Raw genomic sequence first — 17,013 nt, 5'->3', positions numbered from 1 at the left:
TCAGCGCGGTGCTGCGGTGTCCGCGAAGTGCTGGACCAGGTCGAGCGAATGGCGGCGCCCGCCGAGGTAGTCGGCGGCGACCTGCCACACCAGCGGGCTGCGGTGGTCGCCGGCGCGCGCCTGCAGCTCGGCCGGGGTCAGCCACAGCGCCTGGACGATGCCTTCGTCGAGCGGCCGTTGCGGATCGTGGCGGACCGGCTCGGCGGCGAAGGCGAAGCGCAGGTAGTGGCGGCCGCTGCCGCCGGCGGAGGCGTCCGGCGCCTTCCATTGGTAGGCGCCGACGAAGGCGGTCAGGCGCACCTGCCAGCCGGTCTCTTCCAGGGTCTCGCGCAGCGCGGCTTCGAGCAGGCTCTCGTCCGGCTCCAGATGGCCGGCCGGCTGGTTGAGCACCAGGCGCCCGCCGACGGTCTCCTCGACCATCAGCAGGCGGCCGTCGTCGACCACCACGGTGGCAACGGTCACGTCGGGTTGCCAGAAACGGCCTTCGCGGTAGCTCACGTCAGAATTCGTCCTGGCCGGGGGTGAGTTCGGCTTCCATTTGATCGGCTGCCCGCACCGCATAGTCGATCGCATCGTCCAGGGTCTGCTGCGACGCGTCGGCGTCGAGCTTGACCACGAACACCGCGACCCCGTCCTGGCTGACCCAGCCGCCGAGCTTGCTGAGCTGGCCGTCCTCGAGCAGGCGGTTGGCGACCGCCGCCGGCAGCGCGCCGCGGTCGGCGCTGCGGTAGGCGGGCGACCAGATCTCGCGCACCTTCAGCGAGCCGTAGCGCTGAGTGCGCGAGAGCACGTAGGCCATCTGGCTGCGTTGCTCGTCCAGGGCGAAGGTGAGGACGAAGTCGCCGTCCTCGTCGACCTCGTACTTGTAGCCCAGCGCCTGCAGCTGCGCGCGCAGGGCCGGGTCGCCGTCCTTGGACGCGGCCCCCTCGGCCTTGTCCTCGCGCGCCGGCTTGGCGGCGGCCTTGGTCCCGTCGGTCGAGGTCGCGGCCGACGCGCCGGGCTTGGCCGGGTCCGCCCACGCGGGCGCGGCGGCCAGCGCGGCGAGCAGCGCGGCGCCGGCGAGGCGGAACGTGGAGCCGGTCGGAAAGCCGGAGATGGGGCGCATGCGGGTCCTTGAATTCGCGGGCATCGGCGCAATCTGCACCGACGGCACCGCTACAGATGGCGGCGCTGCGGCATTTTGCAATGCGGGCGCGGATGCGTCCAACGCCGCGCCGCGACCGCCGCGCGCGTGACAGGGGCCGCGTCCTGAGAGGGCAGGAGTCTATAATCTTCGCATGGCCAAACAGACCGATCACGAACACAGCCACGGGGTCCTGGTGGAAGCCGGCAAGCCCGAGCTCGCCCGTCCGCCGCTGTATTCCGTAATGCTGCTCAACGACGACTACACCCCGATGGACTTCGTAGTCGAGGTGTTGATGCGCTTTTTCCCGATGAACGTCGAAAAAGCCACCCAGATCATGCTGCACGTGCATACCCGCGGCCGCGGCGTATGCGGCGTCTTCACGCGCGAAGTCGCCGAATCGAAGGTAGCGCAGGTGAACGAATTTTCAAGGATGCATCAGCACCCCTTGCTGTGCACGATGGAAAAGGCCTAAAAGGGAGCTGAAGCATCCCCCTGGGGCGGGGCATGGAAAAGCCGGCGAGCGCCCCCACGTAGCGAGCATACGTCCTGGAGGCTCCGTCCCCATGTTCAGCAAGGATCTCGAATACAGCATCGGCCAGTGCTACAAGCGCGCCCGCGAGGCGCGCCACGAGTACATGACGGTCGAACACCTGCTGCTCGCACTACTCGACAACCCGTCCGCCGAGGCCGTCCTCAAGGCCACCGGCGTCGACTTCGCGCGATTGCGCAGCGACCTGGAGCAGGCCATCGCGACCTCGGTCCAGGTCCTGCCCGACGACGTCGACCGCGACACCCAGCCCACCCTGGGCTTCCAGCGCGTGCTGCAGCGCGCGGTCTACCACGTCCAGTCCTCGGGCAAGAAGGAGGTCACCGGCGCCAACGTGCTGGTGGCGATCTTCGGCGAGAAGGACTCGCACGCGGTCTACTTCCTCAACCAGCAGGACGTGGCCCGCCTGGACGTGGTGAACTACCTGTCCCACGGCATCGTCAAGCAGGGCGGCGAAGACGGCCACGCCCACCACGAGGAAGAGGCCAAGCCGGCCGAGGGCATGGACGCGGACGGCAAGTCCGACGCCCTGGCCGAGTTCGCCAGCAACCTCAACCAGCTCGCCCGCGACGGCAAGATCGACCCGCTGGTCGGCCGCGCCGACGAGGTCGAGCGCACCATCCAGGTGCTGTGCCGGCGGCGCAAGAACAACCCGCTCTACGTCGGCGAGGCCGGCGTGGGCAAGACCGCGATCGCCGAGGGCCTGGCCAAGCGCATCGTCGACGGCGAAGTGCCCGAGGTGCTGCGCGGCGCCACCATCTTCGCCCTCGACCTGGGCGCGCTGGTGGCCGGCACCAAGTACCGCGGCGACTTCGAGAAGCGGCTCAAGGCGGTGCTGGCCCAGCTCAAGAAGCAGCCCGAGTCGATCCTGTTCGTCGATGAGATCCACACCATCATCGGCGCCGGTTCGGCCAGCGGCGGCACCATGGACGCCAGCAACCTGATCAAGCCGGCGCTGTCCTCGGGCGAGCTGCGCTGCATCGGCTCGACCACGTTCCAGGAGTACCGCGGCATCTTCGAGAAGGACCGCGCGCTGGCGCGGCGCTTCCAGAAGATCGACATCGTCGAGCCGACGGTCGGCGAGACCTACCAGATCCTGCAGGGCCTCAAGCCCAAGTACGAGTCGCACCACGGCGTCACTTACGCCGACGACGCGCTGCAGGCGGCGGTCGACCTGTCGGTCAAGCACATCGGCGACCGCCTGCTGCCGGACAAGGCCATCGACGTCATCGACGAGGCCGGCGCGCGCCAGCGCCTGCTGCCGGAGAGCGCGCGCAAGAGCCTGATCGACATCGAGGAAATCGAGACGATCGTGGCCAAGATGGCGCGCATCCCGACCAAGCAGGTCTCGGCCAGCGACAAGGACGTGCTCAAGAACCTCGAGCGCAACCTCAAGATGGTGATCTTCGGCCAGGACCCGGCGATCGAGACCCTGGCCTCGGCGATCAAGCTCGCGCGCTCGGGTCTGGGCAATCCGGACAAGCCGATCGGCAACTTCCTGTTCGCCGGCCCGACCGGCGTCGGCAAGACCGAGGTGACCAAGCAGCTCGCGCTGCAGCTGGGCATCGAGCTGGTGCGCTTCGACATGTCCGAGTACATGGAGCCGCATTCGGTCAGCCGCCTGATCGGCGCGCCTCCGGGCTACGTCGGCTTCGACCAGGGCGGCCTGCTGACCGAGAAGATCGTCAAGACTCCGCACTGCGTGCTGCTGCTGGACGAGGTCGAGAAGGCGCATCCGGACATCTTCAACATCCTGTTGCAGGTCATGGACCGCGGCACGCTCACCGACACCAACGGGCGCGAGGCCAACTTCAAGAACGTGATCGTGGTGATGACCACCAACGCCGGCGCGGCGCAGGCCTCGCGGCGCTCGATCGGCTTCACCAAGCAGGACCACTCCACCGACGCGATGGAAGTCATCCGCAAGGGCTTCTCGCCGGAATTCCGCAACCGCCTCGACGCGGTGGTGCAGTTCCAGGCGTTGGGCTTCGACCACATCCTGCGGGTGGTGGACAAGTTCCTGATCGAGCTGGAGACCCAGCTGCACGAGAAGAACGTCTCGCTCTCGGCCACCCCGAGCGCGCGCGACTGGCTGGCCCAGCACGGCTTCGACCCGCTGATGGGCGCGCGACCGATGGCGCGGGTGATCCAGGACCAGATCAAGCGCCCGCTCGCCGACGAACTGCTGTTCGGCAAGCTGGTCGGCGGCGGTCGGGTCAGCATCGACGTCAAGGACGACCGTCTCGTGGTCGACGCTCAGGCCGAGCCGGAGAAGCTGTTGCCGGCGACGGCGTAATTGCCGGCCGCGCTTGCGGCGGAACGGAAAAGGCGGCCCGTGGGCCGCCTTTTTCTTTGGGATTGCCCGCGGGCCTCAACGGCGGCGGGTGTACTGCTTGTAGGTGCCTTCGTTGATCTTCTCTACCGCGGCGATGTCGCAGCTGTCGCGCACGGTGGTCAGGGTCGAGCCGCTCGGGCACAGGCGGCCGGCTTGCTTTTCGGTGGACACCGACAGACGCGTGGTGTTGCTCAGGTCGCTGCAACCGTTGATCACGCTGACGCGATAGTAGCGGTCGTCGTCCTTGATCACCGCCAAGCGGCCGCTTGCGCGGCGGACCTCATGGGAGCTGCCCAGATCGACGCAGGCATCGAGCGGGTCGGCGAACGCACTCGGCGCACAGGCCAGCGACGCGACGGTTAGGGCAACGGCAGTGAACAGCTTCATCGAAACTTCCTCGTGGGTGGTGGCGCAGGCTTGGGCGGAAATCTAGAGCGTCGGACGTCGATGCGGACCTGAGGAAAGTCGTGGTGACCTTCGTCACTGCATGACTTGTGGCATAAACGTTTGCTGCGTTTTTTTGTTGTCTGTGCGTGCGCTATGTGCAAGGGCGCGACGTGTTTGTATTTCGCCGCTCGCTCTCCGCCAGGGTCGGCAAAGTTCGCTGCGATGCCGGCCGACCGCGAATACGCGACGCCGGCGTCGGTAGCCCAGCTTCAGCGCCGGGTATAGCGCTTGTAGGCCTGCGCGTCGATCTTCTCCACCCGCGTGATCGAGCAGTAATCGCGCTCGGTGGTGAGCTTCGAGCCTTGCGGGCACAGGCGCGCGCTCTGATCGTCGGTGGAGATCGACAGCTTGCCCGAATAGCTCAGGTCGCTGCAGCCCTGGCGCGTCTGCGCGCGGTAATACTGCTCGCCGTCGCGGATCGCGACGGCGCCGTCGCCGGCGCGGCGCACGCTGTGCTGCGCGCCCAGGTCGGTGCAGTCCTGCAAGGGCTCGGCGGCAAGCGCGGGTGCGCAGGCGGCGGCGAGCGCGGTGGCGACGGCGATGGCGGACAACAGCTTCATGCTTCGTATCCTCGGGCTTGGGTGATCGGCGTATGCGCAAATCTAGCGTCGGCGCGCGGCGGCCAAATCTGGAAAAAGTCGCGGTGACCTTCGTCACGGCATGACCTTCGGCCCAGACGCGCGGCGTCGTTGCGGCATCCGCGGTGTGGACGTCGCTTCGTCGCTAGAAATGCGTTCGATCCATGGATGCATTCGCGGGCGCGATGGTTGCAGCGGCGATGTGCGTCGTTCGCATCGCGCCGCGATGCGCCGGTGAGCTGCGCCGACGCTGGCGCTGGCGCTGGCGCGGACGACGCGCGACGCGCGACGCGCGTCGATGCGTGCGCATCGCGACATGGCGGCTGCGTCGTCGCAACGCGGCAGTGGATCCAAGCGAGAGGTTGCGTCGTGCGCACTTCGCTTCGGCGCGCCGGCGGATGCGCGCTGTCGGCAAGCGCCTCAGTCGTGGCGGTCGCGGACCCGGTTGCCTTGCTGCGCTGCGCAAAGATGCAGCGCGCATGGACGCGCGAAACGCGCTGCGCGTCGCATCGGCGACGTGCGCAACAACGCGCGCCCTGTCGGTTTTGCCAGGGGCCGTCGGCGCCTCCGGGCGCCGGTGCTAGCGTCCGCTCGCCCGCGGCTTGCGGGCGGCGGCGATGCCGCCTCACCAGGAAGAGGAGTCCGATCGATGAAGAAGCGTTCCCTCGCGGCGATGGCCGCGTTCGTGTTCGGTTGCGCGGTGGTCACCACGGCGATGGCCGGCGATGCCTGCCAGACCTGCTGGCAGCGCTACAACAAGTGCGTGGCGATGCTGGATGTGCAGACCTGCGAGTATCAGGTCGCGAACTGCTTGAAGAGCAACGGCTGCCCGAATCCGCCGTGGTGAACTGCGCCCGTATCGTCGGGCGCGTTTGAGCCGCGCGCCTTCCGCAGTCATGAATAAGGAGGTTGTATGAAATCTCGCCACACCCTGCTCGCGGCGCTGGCCGCGTTCGTGTTCGCATTCTCGGCCGCGGCGATTGCCGGTCCGGGCGGTCTGGGCGGTGCGTGCAAACAGTGCCGGACCGAGTACCAGGCCTGCATGAACAACGGCGGCTGGGACGGCACCCGCGATTGCGAAACGCCGTTCAGCGTTTGCCTGATCGCCGCCGGCTGCCCGCTCGAGTGACGCCCCGGCGCGGGCCGGCACAGGCTCGCGCGCTCCACGCCGGCGACGGACGTGCCGTCGCCGCGCCGGAAACGAAAAAGGCGGCCATCGGCCGCCTTTTTCAACAGGTTGCCGCCATTACTTCATGCGGTACGTAATCCGGCCCTTGGTCAGATCGTAGGGCGTCATCTCGACCTTGACCTTGTCGCCGGTCAGGATGCGGATGTAGTTCTTGCGCATGCGACCCGAGATGTGGGCGATGATTTCGTGCCCGTTTTCGAGACGCACGCGGAACATGGTGTTCGGAAGAGTTTCCGCCACCGTGCCCTCGAATTCGATCACGTCGTCTTTTGCCATGTGCTTCCCAGGAAGGTGGACTCGCAGAGGAGTCCTGGAGTCGGGTGTGTGGGCGTCGCGCGCCCGCGAAGCCGCTTATTTTGGCACGGCTGCGGCCTGGGAGCAAAAAATCCGTTAATCGGGCCGCTGGCGGGCCCGCGGAGGGCGCCGGGTGGGCGTCTCAGCCGCCGGGCGCGGGCAGGGGCTCGGCCAGTTCCGCCGCGGCCATCGTGCCGAAACGCCCGGTCCAGGGGCCGGGCTCGAAGCCGGGCCGGGCCGCCAGTTCGCCGGCCCGTTCCAGGAACCGGGCGCGCGGCATGGCCTCGGCGCCGAGGCTGGCCAGGTGCGGGTTCTCGACCTGGGCGTCGAGCAGCGGCCAGCCCCAGCCGTGCAAGCGCCGCGCCAGCGCCGCCAGCGCCGCCTTGGAGCCGCCGGAGACCGCGCTGAACATGCTTTCGCCATAGAACATGCGGCCGATGGCGATGCCGTAGATGCCGCCGACCAAGGCCTCGCCGTCGAACACCTCGACCGAGTGGGCGTGGCCGAGGCGGTGCATGCGGGTATAGGCCTCGATCATCTCCGGCACGATCCAGGTGCCGTCCTGGCCCGGCCGCGGCGCCGCCGCGCAGGCGCCGATGACCGCCTCGAACGCGGTGTCGGCGCGCACCGTCCAGGCGCTGCGGCGCAGGCCGCGGCGGAACTTGGAGGCCAGCCGCACGCCGTCGGTGCGGAACACCGTGCGCGGGTCCGGGCACCACCACAGCAGCGGATAGCCTTCGCTGGGCCAGGGGAACACGCCGCTGCGGTAGGCGTTGAGCAGGCGCGCCGGGCCGAGGTCGCCGCCGACCGCGAGCAGTCCGTCGGGCTCGCTCAGGGCGCGATCGCCGGGCGGGAAGGGCGCTTCGGGGTCGCTGGGCAACAGGAACGGCAGGCGCTTCATGCGGCCGATGATGGCCGATCCGGCGGCGCGTCGGCGGCGGCGGCAGCCTCCGCCTTGAACGGCGAATGCGCGCGCAAGGTCGCGGCGTAGCGCCGGATCGAGGCGGCTTCCTCACGGCACCACGGCCGCAGCGCGTCGCGGAAGGCGGGGTGGGCGATCCAGTGGCGGCTGCGCACCTCGGCCGGCAGGAAGCCGCGCGCCAGCTTGTGCTCGCCCTGGGCGCCGGGCTCGAACGCGCGCAGGCCTTCGCGCAGGCAGTACTCGATGCCCTGGTAGTAGCAGGTCTCGAAGTGTAGCCCCGGCAATTGCGCGCGCGCGCCCCAGTAGCGGCCGTAGAGGGTATCGCCGCCGCGCAGGCACAGCGCGCCGGCCACCGGCTCGCCTTCGTATTCGGCCAGGAACATCACCAGCGCCCGCGGCATCGTCCGCGCCAGGTGGCCCAGGAAGTCCAGGGTCAGCGCGGCGTGGTTGCCGTACTGGTCGAAGGTGCTGCGGTAGAAGCCGTACATCGTCGCCAGATCGGCGTCGCTGGCCTGCGCGCCCTCGACGGTGCGGAACACGACGCCGGCGCGCGCGACCTTGGCCCGTTCCTGGCGGATGTTCTTGCGGTGCTTGTGGTCGAACGCGGCGAGGAACTGGTCGAAGTCGCGCCAGCGCAGGCCGTGCGGGTCGGCCGGGTTGCGCCAGTGGTACTGCACGTCCACGCGCTGCAGCCAGGCGCCGTCGCCTTCGGCGGCGAAGGCGGCGTCTTCGTCCTCGCGGTGGAAGTTCACGTGCGCCGAGGACAGTTCCTGGCGCTCGCACAATTGCGTCATCGCCTGCAGCAGCAACCGCCGGTGCTCGGGTTCGCGCGCGAGCAGGCGCGGGCCGGTCACCGGCGAGTAGGGCACCGCCGCCAGCCACTTGGGGTAATAGTCCAGGCCGTGCTGCTCGTAGGCGCGGGCCCAGGCATGGTCGAACACGAACTCGCCGTGCGAGTTCTGCTTCAGGTACGCCGGCATCGCCGCGACCAGATGCTCGCCGCGCCAGACGCTGAGGTGGTGCGGCGTCCAGCCCCAGTCCTCGCGCAGGCAGCCGGTGGCCTCCAGGCCGTGCAGGAAAGCGTGGGCGAGGAACGGATTGGCGCCGTCGTGCAGCGCGTCCCACTGCGCCGCCGGCACGTCGGCGAGCGCGCCGAGCAGGCGCACGGCGTAGGCGTCGCCGGCCTCGCTCACGGCGCGGGCGCGGCCCCGCCGGCGCGCAGGTACACGTCGGGGTCGTGTTTTTGCATGTGCTGCTCCGGCCGCGGCAGCGCGGTGAAGCCGAGCTTGGCGTACAGCGGCTGCATGTCGCTGGTGACCAGCAGCCAGCGGCGCAGGCCCTGCACGCGCGGGTCGGCCATCAAGGCTTCCACGACCGCGCGGCCGTAGCCGTTGCCGCGGTGCGCGGGCACCACGAACACGTCGGCCAGATAGGCGAAGGTGGCCTGGTCGGTGACCGCGCGGGCGAAGGCGACGAGTTCGCCGTCGAGGTGGCCGCGATAGCACAGCGAGCCGTCCAGCGCGCGGCGCAGGGTCTCGGCGGGAATGCCGGCGGCCCAGTAGGTCTGCGAGAGAACGCCGTGGACGACGGCGAAATCGGCATCGGACAGGGCGTCGTCGCGGAAGCTCAGCATCGTGGCGGCTCTAGAGGCTGGAGGCTGGAGGATCGAACCCGAGGTGTGGCGAACGGCCCGTCGCCGTCATGGGCCGGCGGGCGCGTGGCGCCCGTCCGGCTTGCGCGCGAGAACTTCGCGCTCAGGCGTCCTTGTCGAGGAACTTCTCGGCGTCCAGCGCGGCCATGCAGCCGAAACCGGCCGAGGTGATCGCCTGGCGATAGACCTGGTCGGCGACGTCGCCGGCGGCGAACACGCCATCCACCGAGGTCTGGGTGGCGTTGCCGTCCAGGCCGGTGCGGATGGTCAGGTAGCCGTTCTTCATCTCCAGCTGGCCGTCGAACAGGCTGGTGTTCGGGGTGTGGCCGATGGCGACGAACAGGCCGTGGATCGCCAGTTCGCGGCTGGAGCCGTCGAGCACCGACTTGAGCTTGAGCCCGGTCACGCCGGCGTCGTTGCCGGTCACTTCGTCGACGGTGTGGTGCCACACCGGCTCGATCTTGCCGGCCTGGATCTTGGCCTGCAGCTTGTCCTGCATGATCTTCTCGGCGCGCAGCGTGTCGCGGCGATGCACCAGATAGACCTTGCGCGCGATGTTGGACAGGTACAGCGCTTCCTCGACCGCGGTGTTGCCGCCGCCGACCACGGCCACGTCCTGGTCCTTGTAGAAGAAACCGTCGCAGGTCGCGCACGCGGACACGCCGCGGCCCTTGTACTCGTCTTCCGAGGGCAGGCCCAGGTACTTGGCGGTGGCGCCGGTGGCGATGATCAGCGCGTCGGCGGTGTACTCGCCGCTGTCGCCGATCAAGCGGAACGGGCGCTTGGACAGGTCGGCGGTGTGGATGTGGTCGAACTGCACTTCGGTGTCGAAGCGTTCGGCGTGCGCCTGCATGCGCGCCATCAGGTCCGGGCCCATCAGGCCGTGCGCGTCGCCGGGCCAGTTGTCGACCTCGGTGGTGGTCATCAGCTGGCCGCCCTGCTGCAGGCCCGTGATCACCAGCGGCTTGAGGTTGGCGCGCGCGGCGTAGACGGCGGCGGTCCAGCCAGCGGGGCCGGAACCGAGGATGACGACGCGGGAGTGCTTGGTTGGGCTCATGTATATGATCGCGGGCTGTAAGGAATGCGCTGCGCGCAGAAAGGAATCGACGCAAGTTCGCGCAGCGCCGGGGCCTGTAAACGATTCATCGGCCCATACGCCGGCGTGTAGAAGATTCCGGAGCAGGGCATAGCTTGGAGGCGCCGCCCCTGCAAAACAAGGCGTGGCGCGCGGACGCAACGTTGCGCGACGCGACGCGCGGCGCGAACCGCCAAACCGCAGCTGGCATTGCGGCCGGGGTGAGAGTAAAAAGCCGCGTGTGCGGGCCATCCCCGCCCGACGGAACCGCGTCACGGTGCGTTCCGGACGGCCGCGGATGGTGCGGCGCCGCACCTCGCCACGTTCGCCACCCCGCCCATTCCAAACGTTCCATCCCTCACCGCTCACAGAAAACACAACCTGGCTCGGCGCGCCGCGGATGCGGCGTTTTTTCTGGGCCGCACTGGAGACTGCAATGCGTATCGGCGTACCGAAGGAAACCAAGACTCTCGAAGGGCGCGTCGCGCTCGTCCCCGCCGCCGCGGGCGACCTGGTCAAGCGCGGCCACGAGGTCTGGCTGGAGCAGGACGCGGGCGTCAAGAGCGGCTTCAAGGATGCCGACTACACCCGTCTGGGCGTGAAGATCGCGCCGGACGCGGCGGGGCTGTACGAGAAGGGCGAGCTGATCGTCAAGGTCAAGGAGCCGATCGCCGGCGACCTGCAGCACCTGCGCAAGGATCACCTGCTGTTCTGCTACCTGCACCTGGCCGCCGAACCGGCGCTGACCAAGCACCTGCTCGACATCGGCTTGACCGGCGTCGCCTTCGAGACCGTCGAGCTGCCCAACGGCGACCTGCCGCTGCTGGCGCCGATGTCGGTCATCGCCGGCAAGATCGGCGTCCAGGTCGGCACCCACCTGCTGCACCAGCCGATGTCGGGCAAGGGCAAGCTGCTCGGCGGCCTGCCGTCGACCGAGCGCGGCAAGGTCGTGGTGTTCGGCGCGGGCAAGGCCGGCGGCGCGTCCGCCGCGCTGGCCGCCGCGGCCGGCGCCAACGTCACCGTGTTCGAAATGCGCCAGGACCGCATGGACGAGATGATGCGCCTGGGCAACAACGTCACCGCGCTGTACCCGTACCACGACGTGGTCGCGCGCGAAGTCGCCTCGGCCGACCTGGTCATCGGCGCGGTGCTGATCACCGGCGCCAAGGCGCCGCACGTGATGACCCGCGAGATGCTGCGCGACATGGAAGACGGCAGCGTCGTGGTCGACATCGCCATCGACCAGGGCGGCTGCTTCGAGACCTCGCGTCCGACCACCTGGAAGGAGCCGACCTACGTGGAAGAGGGCGTGACCCACTTCTGCGTGACCAACATGCCCGGTGCGGTGCCGCAGACCTCCTCGCAGGCGATCTGCGCGGCGATCCTGCCGTGGGTCAACAAGCTCGCCGCCGGCAACGACTGGCGCAACAACCCGGCGCTGGTGCGCGGCATCAACGTCGAGGGCGGCAAGATCGTCCATCCGGCGCTGCAGGACATGAAGCTCTGAGGACGCAGGCCCGGGTCCCGGATGTCCGGGCTTGGGCCGGCTGAGCCGCACAACAAAGGGTCGGGCGGAGTATTCCGTCCGACCCTTTGTGCTTTTATGGTGCCGGTGCGGCGACAGGCCCGCCGCATCGGCTGAACAGGGGCCGCCCGGCGTTCCCCCGCTCGTTTCTCGTTCCTCGTTACTCACTCCTAAGCTCTTCCTGTATATTCAACGACTAACGGAATCTAGCTAAGGCAGCACATCACGGTGGCGTCCGCTCCCACAGCCAGTCGCAAGAAGGCCAAGGCTTCGGCCGAGGCCGCACCGCGCGCGGCCGCGTCGTCGCCGCCGTCGCCGAAGCGGCAGCGGTTGATGCGCGATATCTCGCTGATCGTGATCGCGCCGTTGCTGCTGTATCTGCTGGCCAGCCTCTTCACCTTCTCGCCGACCGATCCGGGTTGGTCGCATTCGGGCTCGATCACCGCGCCGCTGCACAATCTCGGCGGCCGGGTCGGCGCCTGGATCGCCGACGTGCTGCTGTACCTGTGCGGCTACGTCGCCTTCCTGTTGCCCTTCATGCTCGGCGCGATCGCCTGGATCGCGCTGTTCGGCATGGACACCGACGGCGACGGCGAGGCCGATCTCGGCCCGGCGCTGCGCCTGGTCGGCATCGTCGGTTTCCTGGTCTCCTCGGCCGGCCTGCTGCAGCTGCGCATCGGCGCGGTCGACAATTTCTCCGCCGGCGCCGGCGGCATCCTCGGCCAGTTGGTCGGGCGCTCGCTGTATTCCGGCTTCGGGCCGGTCGGCGGCAACCTGTTCCTGGCGGCGCTGCTGCTGATTTCCTTCACCCTGGCCACCGGAGTGTCGTGGTTCGCGGTGATGGACTGGATCGGCCAGCGCGTGCTGGCGCTCGGCCCGGTCGCGAGCAAGCTGTTCCGCCGCGGCAGCCAGCAGGCGACCGAGTGGCGCCAGACCCAGGTCATGCGCGAGGAGCGCGAGGAAGCGCGCAAGGCCGACACCGAGCTGCGCGCCAAGCGCGAGAAGGTCAAGATCGAGCCGCCGCCGGCGCCGGTGGTGGAGAAGAGCGAGCGCGCCAAGCGCGAGACCCAGATCCCGCTGTTCCACACCGCCGACGGCAGCGGCGTGCCGCCGCTGGCGCTGCTCGACGACCCCAAGCCGCAGCCCAAGGGCTACAGCGAAGAGACGCTGGAAACCCTGTCGCGGCAGATCGAATTCAAGCTCAAGGACTTCCGCATCGACGCGCAGGTGGTCGGCGCCTATCCGGGCCCGGTCATCACCCGCTTCGAGATCGAACCCGCGCCGGGCGTCAAGGTCAGCCAGATCTCCTCGCTGGACAAGGACATCGCCCGCGGCCTGTCGGTCAAGTCGGTGCGCGTGGTCGACGTGATCCCGGGCAAGTCGGTGATCGGTCTGGAAACGCCGAACACCTCGCGCGAGATGATCTTCCTGTCCGAGCTGCTGCGCTCGAAGGAATACGACAAGTCCGGCAGCCCGCTGACCCTGGCGCTGGGCAAGGACATCGCCGGCCGGCCGACCGTGGCCGACCTGGCGCGCATGCCGCATCTGCTGGTCGCCGGCACCACCGGTTCGGGCAAGTCGGTCGCGGTCAACGCGATGGTGTTGAGCCTGCTGTACAAGGCCTCCGCGAAAGACCTGCGGATGCTGATGATCGACCCGAAGATGCTCGAGCTGTCGGTCTACGAGGGCATCCCACACCTGCTGGCGCCGGTGGTCACCGACATGAAGGAGGCCGCCAACGGCCTGCGCTGGTGCGTGGCCGAGATGGAGCGGCGCTACAAGCTGATGTCGGCGGTCGGCGTGCGCAACCTGGCCGGCTTCAACAAGAAGGTCAAGGACGCGCAGGACGCCGGGCAGCCGATGATGGACCCGCTGTTCAAGCCCAATGCCGAGCTCGGCGAGGTGCCGATCGCGCTGGAGACGCTGCCGTTCATCGTCATCTTCATCGACGAATTCGCCGACATGATGATGATCGTCGGCAAGAAGGTCGAAGAGCTGATCGCGCGCCTGGCGCAGAAGGCGCGCGCGGCCGGCATCCACCTGATCCTGGCGACCCAGCGTCCGTCGGTGGACGTGATCACCGGCCTGATCAAGGCCAACATCCCGACCCGCATCGCGTTCCAGGTGTCGAGCAAGATCGACTCGCGCACCATCCTCGACCAGTCCGGCGCCGAGACGCTGCTCGGCCACGGCGACATGCTCTACCTGCCGCCGGGCACGGCCATGCCCGAGCGCGTGCACGGCGCGTTCGTGTCCGACGAGGAAGTGCATCGCGTGGTCGAGCACCTCAAGCAGATCGGTGGCGGCCCGGATTACATCGAGGGCGTGCTCGACGAGACCCAGACCATGGGCGACGGCACCGTGGTCGGCGCGACCGGCCTGCCGGAAGCGCCCAGCTCCGGCGGCGACGAATCCGACCCGCTCTACGACGAAGCCGTGCGCATCGTCACCGAGACCCGCCGCGCCTCGATTTCCGGGGTGCAGCGCCGGCTCAAGATCGGCTACAACCGCGCCGCGCGCCTGATCGAGGCGATGGAAGCCGCGGGCGTGGTGACGCCGCCGGAACACAACGGCGACCGCAGCGTGCTGGCGCCGCCGCCGCCGAAATAGCCAGCGACGTTGCCCGCGGCGCGCGGGCGTCCGCGAGTTTCCGCCGGCGTCTTTGCCCGGCGCGCGTGTCCGAGCAGCGGCCTTCCAGCGAGGTTGCACAAGCGCCGTGCTTCCGGCGGATCGGGCGAGGCGGACGACCGCCATCGCCGCGTGCGTGGCCGGTGCGCCCCGCGTGGCAAAATGCGCGGTGAACCCGGATGCGGCCGTCGCGAGCCCGTTCAGTTTCGTCCCAGCACACTGCCGCCATCTCATCCAGGAGTCGCCCGTGACCCGTTTCGTCCGCCAAGCCGCCCTCGCGTTGTCGCTGTCGGCGACGCTGTTCGCCGGCGCTGCCGTTGCCGGCGCGCGCGACGACCTCAACGCCTTCACCCGCGGCCTCAAGGGCCTGGACGGGCAGTTCGCCCAGCAGGTCTACGACCCCAACGGCAAGCTCAAGGAATCCTCGACCGGGCAGGTCGCGCTGTCGGCGCCGCGGCTGTTCCGCTGGGAATACGCCAAGCCGTATCCGCAGCTGATCGTCGCCGACGGCAAGAAGGTCTGGGTGTACGAGCCGGACCTGCAGCAGGTCAGCGTGCGTCCGCAGGGCGCCGAGGAGCAGAACAGTCCGCTGGCGGCGCTGATCGATCCGAGCAAGCTCGATGCGATGTTCGCGGTCAAGGAACTCGGCGGCGGCGACGGCGGCCTGAGCTGGTTGCTGCTGACGCCCAAGAGCCAGGGCGAGGCCAGCTTCCGCAGCGCGCGCCTGGGCTTCAGCGGCGGCACCTTGAGCAAGATGGAGATCGTCGACGCGCTCGGGCAGAAGACCGAGATCAGCTTCTCCGGCTGGAAGCGCAACCCGAGCTTCCCGGCCAGCACCTTCAAGTACGCGCCGGGCAAGGGCGTGGATGTGATCGGCGAGGGTTGAGTTTCGGCGCGGCCGGATTTGCGCGAAGCCATTCGGGAACGCGAGCCTTCGGGCTCGCGTTTTTCTTTTGCGCGTCGGCGTGGACTGCCCGGCGCTGCGCTGCCGCGTAGAACGACTGTAGGAGCGGCGCGAGCCGCGACCGCGCCATCGCGCTTACGGCGCAAGCCGGAAGTCCGCGTTCGCGGCTCGCGCCGCTCCTACAGTTGGGTCGCGCGGCGTTCGGCGCGTTCGCGGCGTCGCGTTGCGCGAACCGCAGCGCCGGCTACAACGCCTTCTCGTAGCGGATCGTGGTCAACCCGCTGTTCCATTCTTCGTCGGGATAACGCGCGGTCTCGCGGTAGCCCAGGGCCAGGTACAGCGCCTGGCTGGCGGTGTTGAAGGTGTCGGTTTCCAGGCTCGCCAGCGCCAGACCGTCGGCGCGCATCGCGGTTTCCAGCGTCTGCATCAGTGCGCGGGCGATGCCGCGGCGGCGGCCGCGCGCGCTGACGTGCAGGGAGTCGACGAAGCCGGCGTCGCGGCCGGCGAAGCCGAGCACGGCGCCGTCGATCTCGGCGACCAGCAACTGCGGCAGTTGCGCGTCGATGTAGCGTTCGGCGACGCGGTTGTCGCGGTAGTCGGCGATGGCCTGTTCGGTCAGCTGCGGGCGCCAGGTGTCGAGGAAGGTTTCCTCGAGCAGGGCGAGTACGGCGGCGCGGTCGTCGGCGTGGGCGGGGCGGATCAGCGGAGCGGCGGCGGACATGGCGGCGACAACGGGGGCGGGGCGCCATTGTCGCCGTCGCGGGAGATCGGGCATAGCCTCGTGCGGGTGCGGGTGCGGGTGCGGGCGCAGGCGCGACGCGGTACTTCGCGGACCGCGCCGTCGTAACCGACGGCGCGGTCGCTGGCGGCTCAGCGCGGAATCGCCTCTTGCTGCAGGGTGGCGGCGTCGACCGTGGCGCAGGGCGCTTCGTTGGCGAACAGGCGGTCCAGGTCCAGGCTCGGGTCGAGCTTGAGCGCGTCGGCCACGCAGGCGGCGCGCTTGATCGAACTCGACGCCTGGTACCAGTCGCAGTTCTTCGGGTTGACCTCGAACGCGTTCTTCTTCCACTGCTGGGTCGGCGCGGCGTCGCGGGTCACGCAGCGGGTCGAGGCCGGGAAGGCGTACCACGCGCCGCCGTCGCTCTTGTCGTCCTTGCCGGTGGCGGTGCAGGTCTTGCCGCTGTTGAGGCAGACCCGCTTGCACTGCTTGAGCAGGTCGAGGTCGCTGGTCTTGCAGGCCTTGTCGCCGAGCTCGAAATTGCAGTTGCAGTAGGCGTTGGGCGCGCTGGCGATGCGGATCACGCTGAAGCGGATGGCCAGGGTCTTGGGGCCGCCGGCGTAGCCCTTGATGACCGGTTCGAACGAGGCCTGGCTGGTGCCGTTGGCTTCCTGCAGCGACAAGGAATCGCGGCCGGCGGCGTCGGTCAGCAGGGCCGGCCAGGTCTGCACGCGGTAGACCGCGATGGTCTCGCACGGCGAGCCGTCGGGGCAGGCGGCCTGGGCGCCGCCGGCGGCGAGCAGCAGCGTCAGCGCGGCCAGGGCGCGGCGGAAGGAACGGGGCGGGAACGGACGAAGAGACATGGGCGACTCCGGACGTGAGGCGGTGGGCCAGGGCGCGCGCGGCGCCGGTACCTGTGCGAACGCCGGCAGCGCTGCGTTGTGAGCGGCGGCGCGGACCGGGCCGGCGCGGGCGCCGTCCCGACGGGCGCGCCGTGCCCGCGCCGGTTTTGCCGCGTCCCGCCGTATGCGCGCGCGCCGGTCCGCCGCGGGTCCGCCGACAGCCGCCGCGGCG

The 17,013-nt window shown here is 69.3% G+C and carries 18 protein-coding genes; 7 read left to right on the top strand and 11 right to left on the bottom strand.

Features of this window, described 5'->3' with window-relative positions:
- Both JHW41_RS13875 and JHW41_RS13870 read right to left on the bottom strand, forming a co-directional pair.
- Nucleotides 1-498 (bottom strand): NUDIX hydrolase, encoded by a 498-nt coding sequence (locus tag JHW41_RS13875; RefSeq protein ID WP_250442694.1) that lies wholly within the window; start codon nt 496-498, stop codon nt 1-3.
- Between the two features lies 1 nt (nt 499).
- Nucleotides 500-1,105 carry a YbjN domain-containing protein gene (locus JHW41_RS13870; protein ID WP_250442692.1) on the bottom strand — a complete coding sequence of 202 codons (606 nt, stop codon included), beginning with the start codon at nt 1,103-1,105 and terminating at the stop codon, nt 500-502.
- Nucleotides 1,106-1,277: 172 nt separating this feature from the next.
- On the opposite strand from JHW41_RS13870, the gene clpS reads away from it, so the two are divergent.
- Both clpS and clpA read left to right on the top strand, forming a co-directional pair.
- A complete protein-coding gene (gene clpS / locus JHW41_RS13865) occupies nt 1,278-1,598 on the top strand; it encodes an ATP-dependent Clp protease adapter ClpS (RefSeq protein ID WP_057947436.1) in 321 nt (106 codons plus the stop codon).
- 91 nt (nt 1,599-1,689) lie between these two features.
- On the top strand, nt 1,690-3,969 hold the full coding sequence (gene clpA, locus JHW41_RS13860; protein WP_250442690.1) for an ATP-dependent Clp protease ATP-binding subunit ClpA: 2,280 nt from the start codon (nt 1,690-1,692) through the stop codon (nt 3,967-3,969).
- Nucleotides 3,970-4,044: 75 nt separating this feature from the next.
- Here the strand turns inward: clpA and JHW41_RS13855 are convergent, their stop codons facing one another.
- Together JHW41_RS13855 and JHW41_RS13850 are read right to left on the bottom strand one after the other, a co-directional pair.
- Nucleotides 4,045-4,395 (bottom strand): hypothetical protein, encoded by a 351-nt coding sequence (locus JHW41_RS13855; protein WP_250442688.1) that lies wholly within the window; start codon nt 4,393-4,395, stop codon nt 4,045-4,047.
- A gap of 269 nt (nt 4,396-4,664) precedes the next feature.
- Nucleotides 4,665-5,015, bottom strand: coding sequence for a DUF6491 family protein (locus tag JHW41_RS13850; RefSeq protein ID WP_057947438.1), 351 nt, complete (start codon nt 5,013-5,015; stop codon nt 4,665-4,667).
- 667 nt (nt 5,016-5,682) lie between these two features.
- Here JHW41_RS13850 and JHW41_RS13845 point away from each other — a divergent pair.
- Together JHW41_RS13845 and JHW41_RS13840 are read left to right on the top strand one after the other, a co-directional pair.
- Nucleotides 5,683-5,880, top strand: coding sequence for a hypothetical protein (locus JHW41_RS13845; protein ID WP_250442687.1), 198 nt, complete (start codon nt 5,683-5,685; stop codon nt 5,878-5,880).
- 66 nt (nt 5,881-5,946) lie between these two features.
- A complete protein-coding gene (locus JHW41_RS13840; RefSeq protein WP_250442684.1) occupies nt 5,947-6,162 on the top strand; it encodes a hypothetical protein in 216 nt (71 codons plus the stop codon).
- Nucleotides 6,163-6,279: 117 nt separating this feature from the next.
- Here the strand turns inward: JHW41_RS13840 and infA are convergent, their stop codons facing one another.
- The 5 genes from infA to trxB form a co-directional block, all read right to left on the bottom strand.
- Nucleotides 6,280-6,498 (bottom strand): translation initiation factor IF-1, encoded by a 219-nt coding sequence (gene infA, locus JHW41_RS13835; protein ID WP_031372296.1) that lies wholly within the window; start codon nt 6,496-6,498, stop codon nt 6,280-6,282.
- A 160-nt stretch (nt 6,499-6,658) separates the two neighbouring features.
- Nucleotides 6,659-7,417, bottom strand: a complete 759-nt coding sequence (gene aat / locus JHW41_RS13830; protein WP_250442682.1) for a leucyl/phenylalanyl-tRNA--protein transferase — start codon at nt 7,415-7,417, stop codon at nt 6,659-6,661.
- On the bottom strand, nt 7,414-8,631 hold the full coding sequence (locus JHW41_RS13825; protein WP_428995369.1) for a GNAT family N-acetyltransferase: 1,218 nt from the start codon (nt 8,629-8,631) through the stop codon (nt 7,414-7,416). The genes aat and JHW41_RS13825 overlap by 4 nt, the downstream gene beginning before the upstream one ends.
- Nucleotides 8,628-9,071 carry a GNAT family N-acetyltransferase gene (locus JHW41_RS13820; protein ID WP_250442680.1) on the bottom strand — a complete coding sequence of 148 codons (444 nt, stop codon included), beginning with the start codon at nt 9,069-9,071 and terminating at the stop codon, nt 8,628-8,630. Before JHW41_RS13820 ends, JHW41_RS13825 begins: the two co-directional genes overlap by 4 nt.
- Nucleotides 9,072-9,192: 121 nt before the next feature.
- Entirely contained in the window at nt 9,193-10,146 is a 954-nt protein-coding gene (trxB, locus tag JHW41_RS13815; RefSeq protein WP_057947444.1) for a thioredoxin-disulfide reductase, read from the bottom strand.
- A gap of 454 nt (nt 10,147-10,600) precedes the next feature.
- Between trxB and JHW41_RS13810 the strand changes: the two genes are divergently transcribed.
- The 3 genes from JHW41_RS13810 to lolA all read left to right on the top strand — a co-directional run bounded on the left by JHW41_RS13810 (nt 10,601) and on the right by lolA (nt 15,203).
- Nucleotides 10,601-11,671, top strand: a complete 1,071-nt coding sequence (locus JHW41_RS13810) for an alanine dehydrogenase (protein ID WP_057947445.1) — start codon at nt 10,601-10,603, stop codon at nt 11,669-11,671.
- 246 nt (nt 11,672-11,917) lie between these two features.
- Entirely contained in the window at nt 11,918-14,299 is a 2,382-nt protein-coding gene (locus JHW41_RS13805; RefSeq protein ID WP_250442678.1) for a DNA translocase FtsK, read from the top strand.
- Nucleotides 14,300-14,564: 265 nt separating this feature from the next.
- A complete protein-coding gene (lolA, locus tag JHW41_RS13800; protein ID WP_057947448.1) occupies nt 14,565-15,203 on the top strand; it encodes an outer membrane lipoprotein chaperone LolA in 639 nt (212 codons plus the stop codon).
- Nucleotides 15,204-15,465: 262 nt separating this feature from the next.
- Here the strand turns inward: lolA and JHW41_RS13795 are convergent, their stop codons facing one another.
- Both JHW41_RS13795 and JHW41_RS13790 read right to left on the bottom strand, forming a co-directional pair.
- Nucleotides 15,466-15,942, bottom strand: a complete 477-nt coding sequence (locus tag JHW41_RS13795; protein WP_250442676.1) for a GNAT family N-acetyltransferase — start codon at nt 15,940-15,942, stop codon at nt 15,466-15,468.
- A 149-nt stretch (nt 15,943-16,091) separates the two neighbouring features.
- Nucleotides 16,092-16,802 carry a hypothetical protein gene (locus JHW41_RS13790; protein ID WP_057947450.1) on the bottom strand — a complete coding sequence of 237 codons (711 nt, stop codon included), beginning with the start codon at nt 16,800-16,802 and terminating at the stop codon, nt 16,092-16,094.
- Nucleotides 16,803-17,013: the final 211 nt, after the last annotated feature.

Source organism: Lysobacter enzymogenes (assembly GCF_023617245.1).
GTDB classification, from domain to species: Bacteria; Pseudomonadota; Gammaproteobacteria; order Xanthomonadales; family Xanthomonadaceae; genus Lysobacter; species Lysobacter yananisis.
This window is presented reverse-complemented; position numbering and strand designations above follow the sequence as displayed.

Coding starts and splice junctions, on each gene's coding strand:
- JHW41_RS13820 (WP_250442680.1), bottom strand. CDS start 9,071: ATGCTGAGCTTCCGCGACGACGCCCTGTCCGATGCCGATTTCGCCGTC.
- JHW41_RS13810 (WP_057947445.1), top strand. CDS start 10,601: ATGCGTATCGGCGTACCGAAGGAAACCAAGACTCTCGAAGGGCGCGTC.
- JHW41_RS13870 (WP_250442692.1), bottom strand. CDS start 1,105: ATGCGCCCCATCTCCGGCTTTCCGACCGGCTCCACGTTCCGCCTCGCC.
- clpS (WP_057947436.1), top strand. CDS start 1,278: ATGGCCAAACAGACCGATCACGAACACAGCCACGGGGTCCTGGTGGAA.
- clpA (WP_250442690.1), top strand. CDS start 1,690: ATGTTCAGCAAGGATCTCGAATACAGCATCGGCCAGTGCTACAAGCGC.
- JHW41_RS13855 (WP_250442688.1), bottom strand. CDS start 4,395: ATGAAGCTGTTCACTGCCGTTGCCCTAACCGTCGCGTCGCTGGCCTGT.
- infA (WP_031372296.1), bottom strand. CDS start 6,498: ATGGCAAAAGACGACGTGATCGAATTCGAGGGCACGGTGGCGGAAACT.
- JHW41_RS13840 (WP_250442684.1), top strand. CDS start 5,947: ATGAAATCTCGCCACACCCTGCTCGCGGCGCTGGCCGCGTTCGTGTTC.
- JHW41_RS13845 (WP_250442687.1), top strand. CDS start 5,683: ATGAAGAAGCGTTCCCTCGCGGCGATGGCCGCGTTCGTGTTCGGTTGC.
- JHW41_RS13795 (WP_250442676.1), bottom strand. CDS start 15,942: ATGTCCGCCGCCGCTCCGCTGATCCGCCCCGCCCACGCCGACGACCGC.
- aat (WP_250442682.1), bottom strand. CDS start 7,417: ATGAAGCGCCTGCCGTTCCTGTTGCCCAGCGACCCCGAAGCGCCCTTC.
- JHW41_RS13850 (WP_057947438.1), bottom strand. CDS start 5,015: ATGAAGCTGTTGTCCGCCATCGCCGTCGCCACCGCGCTCGCCGCCGCC.
- JHW41_RS13790 (WP_057947450.1), bottom strand. CDS start 16,802: ATGTCTCTTCGTCCGTTCCCGCCCCGTTCCTTCCGCCGCGCCCTGGCC.
- trxB (WP_057947444.1), bottom strand. CDS start 10,146: ATGAGCCCAACCAAGCACTCCCGCGTCGTCATCCTCGGTTCCGGCCCC.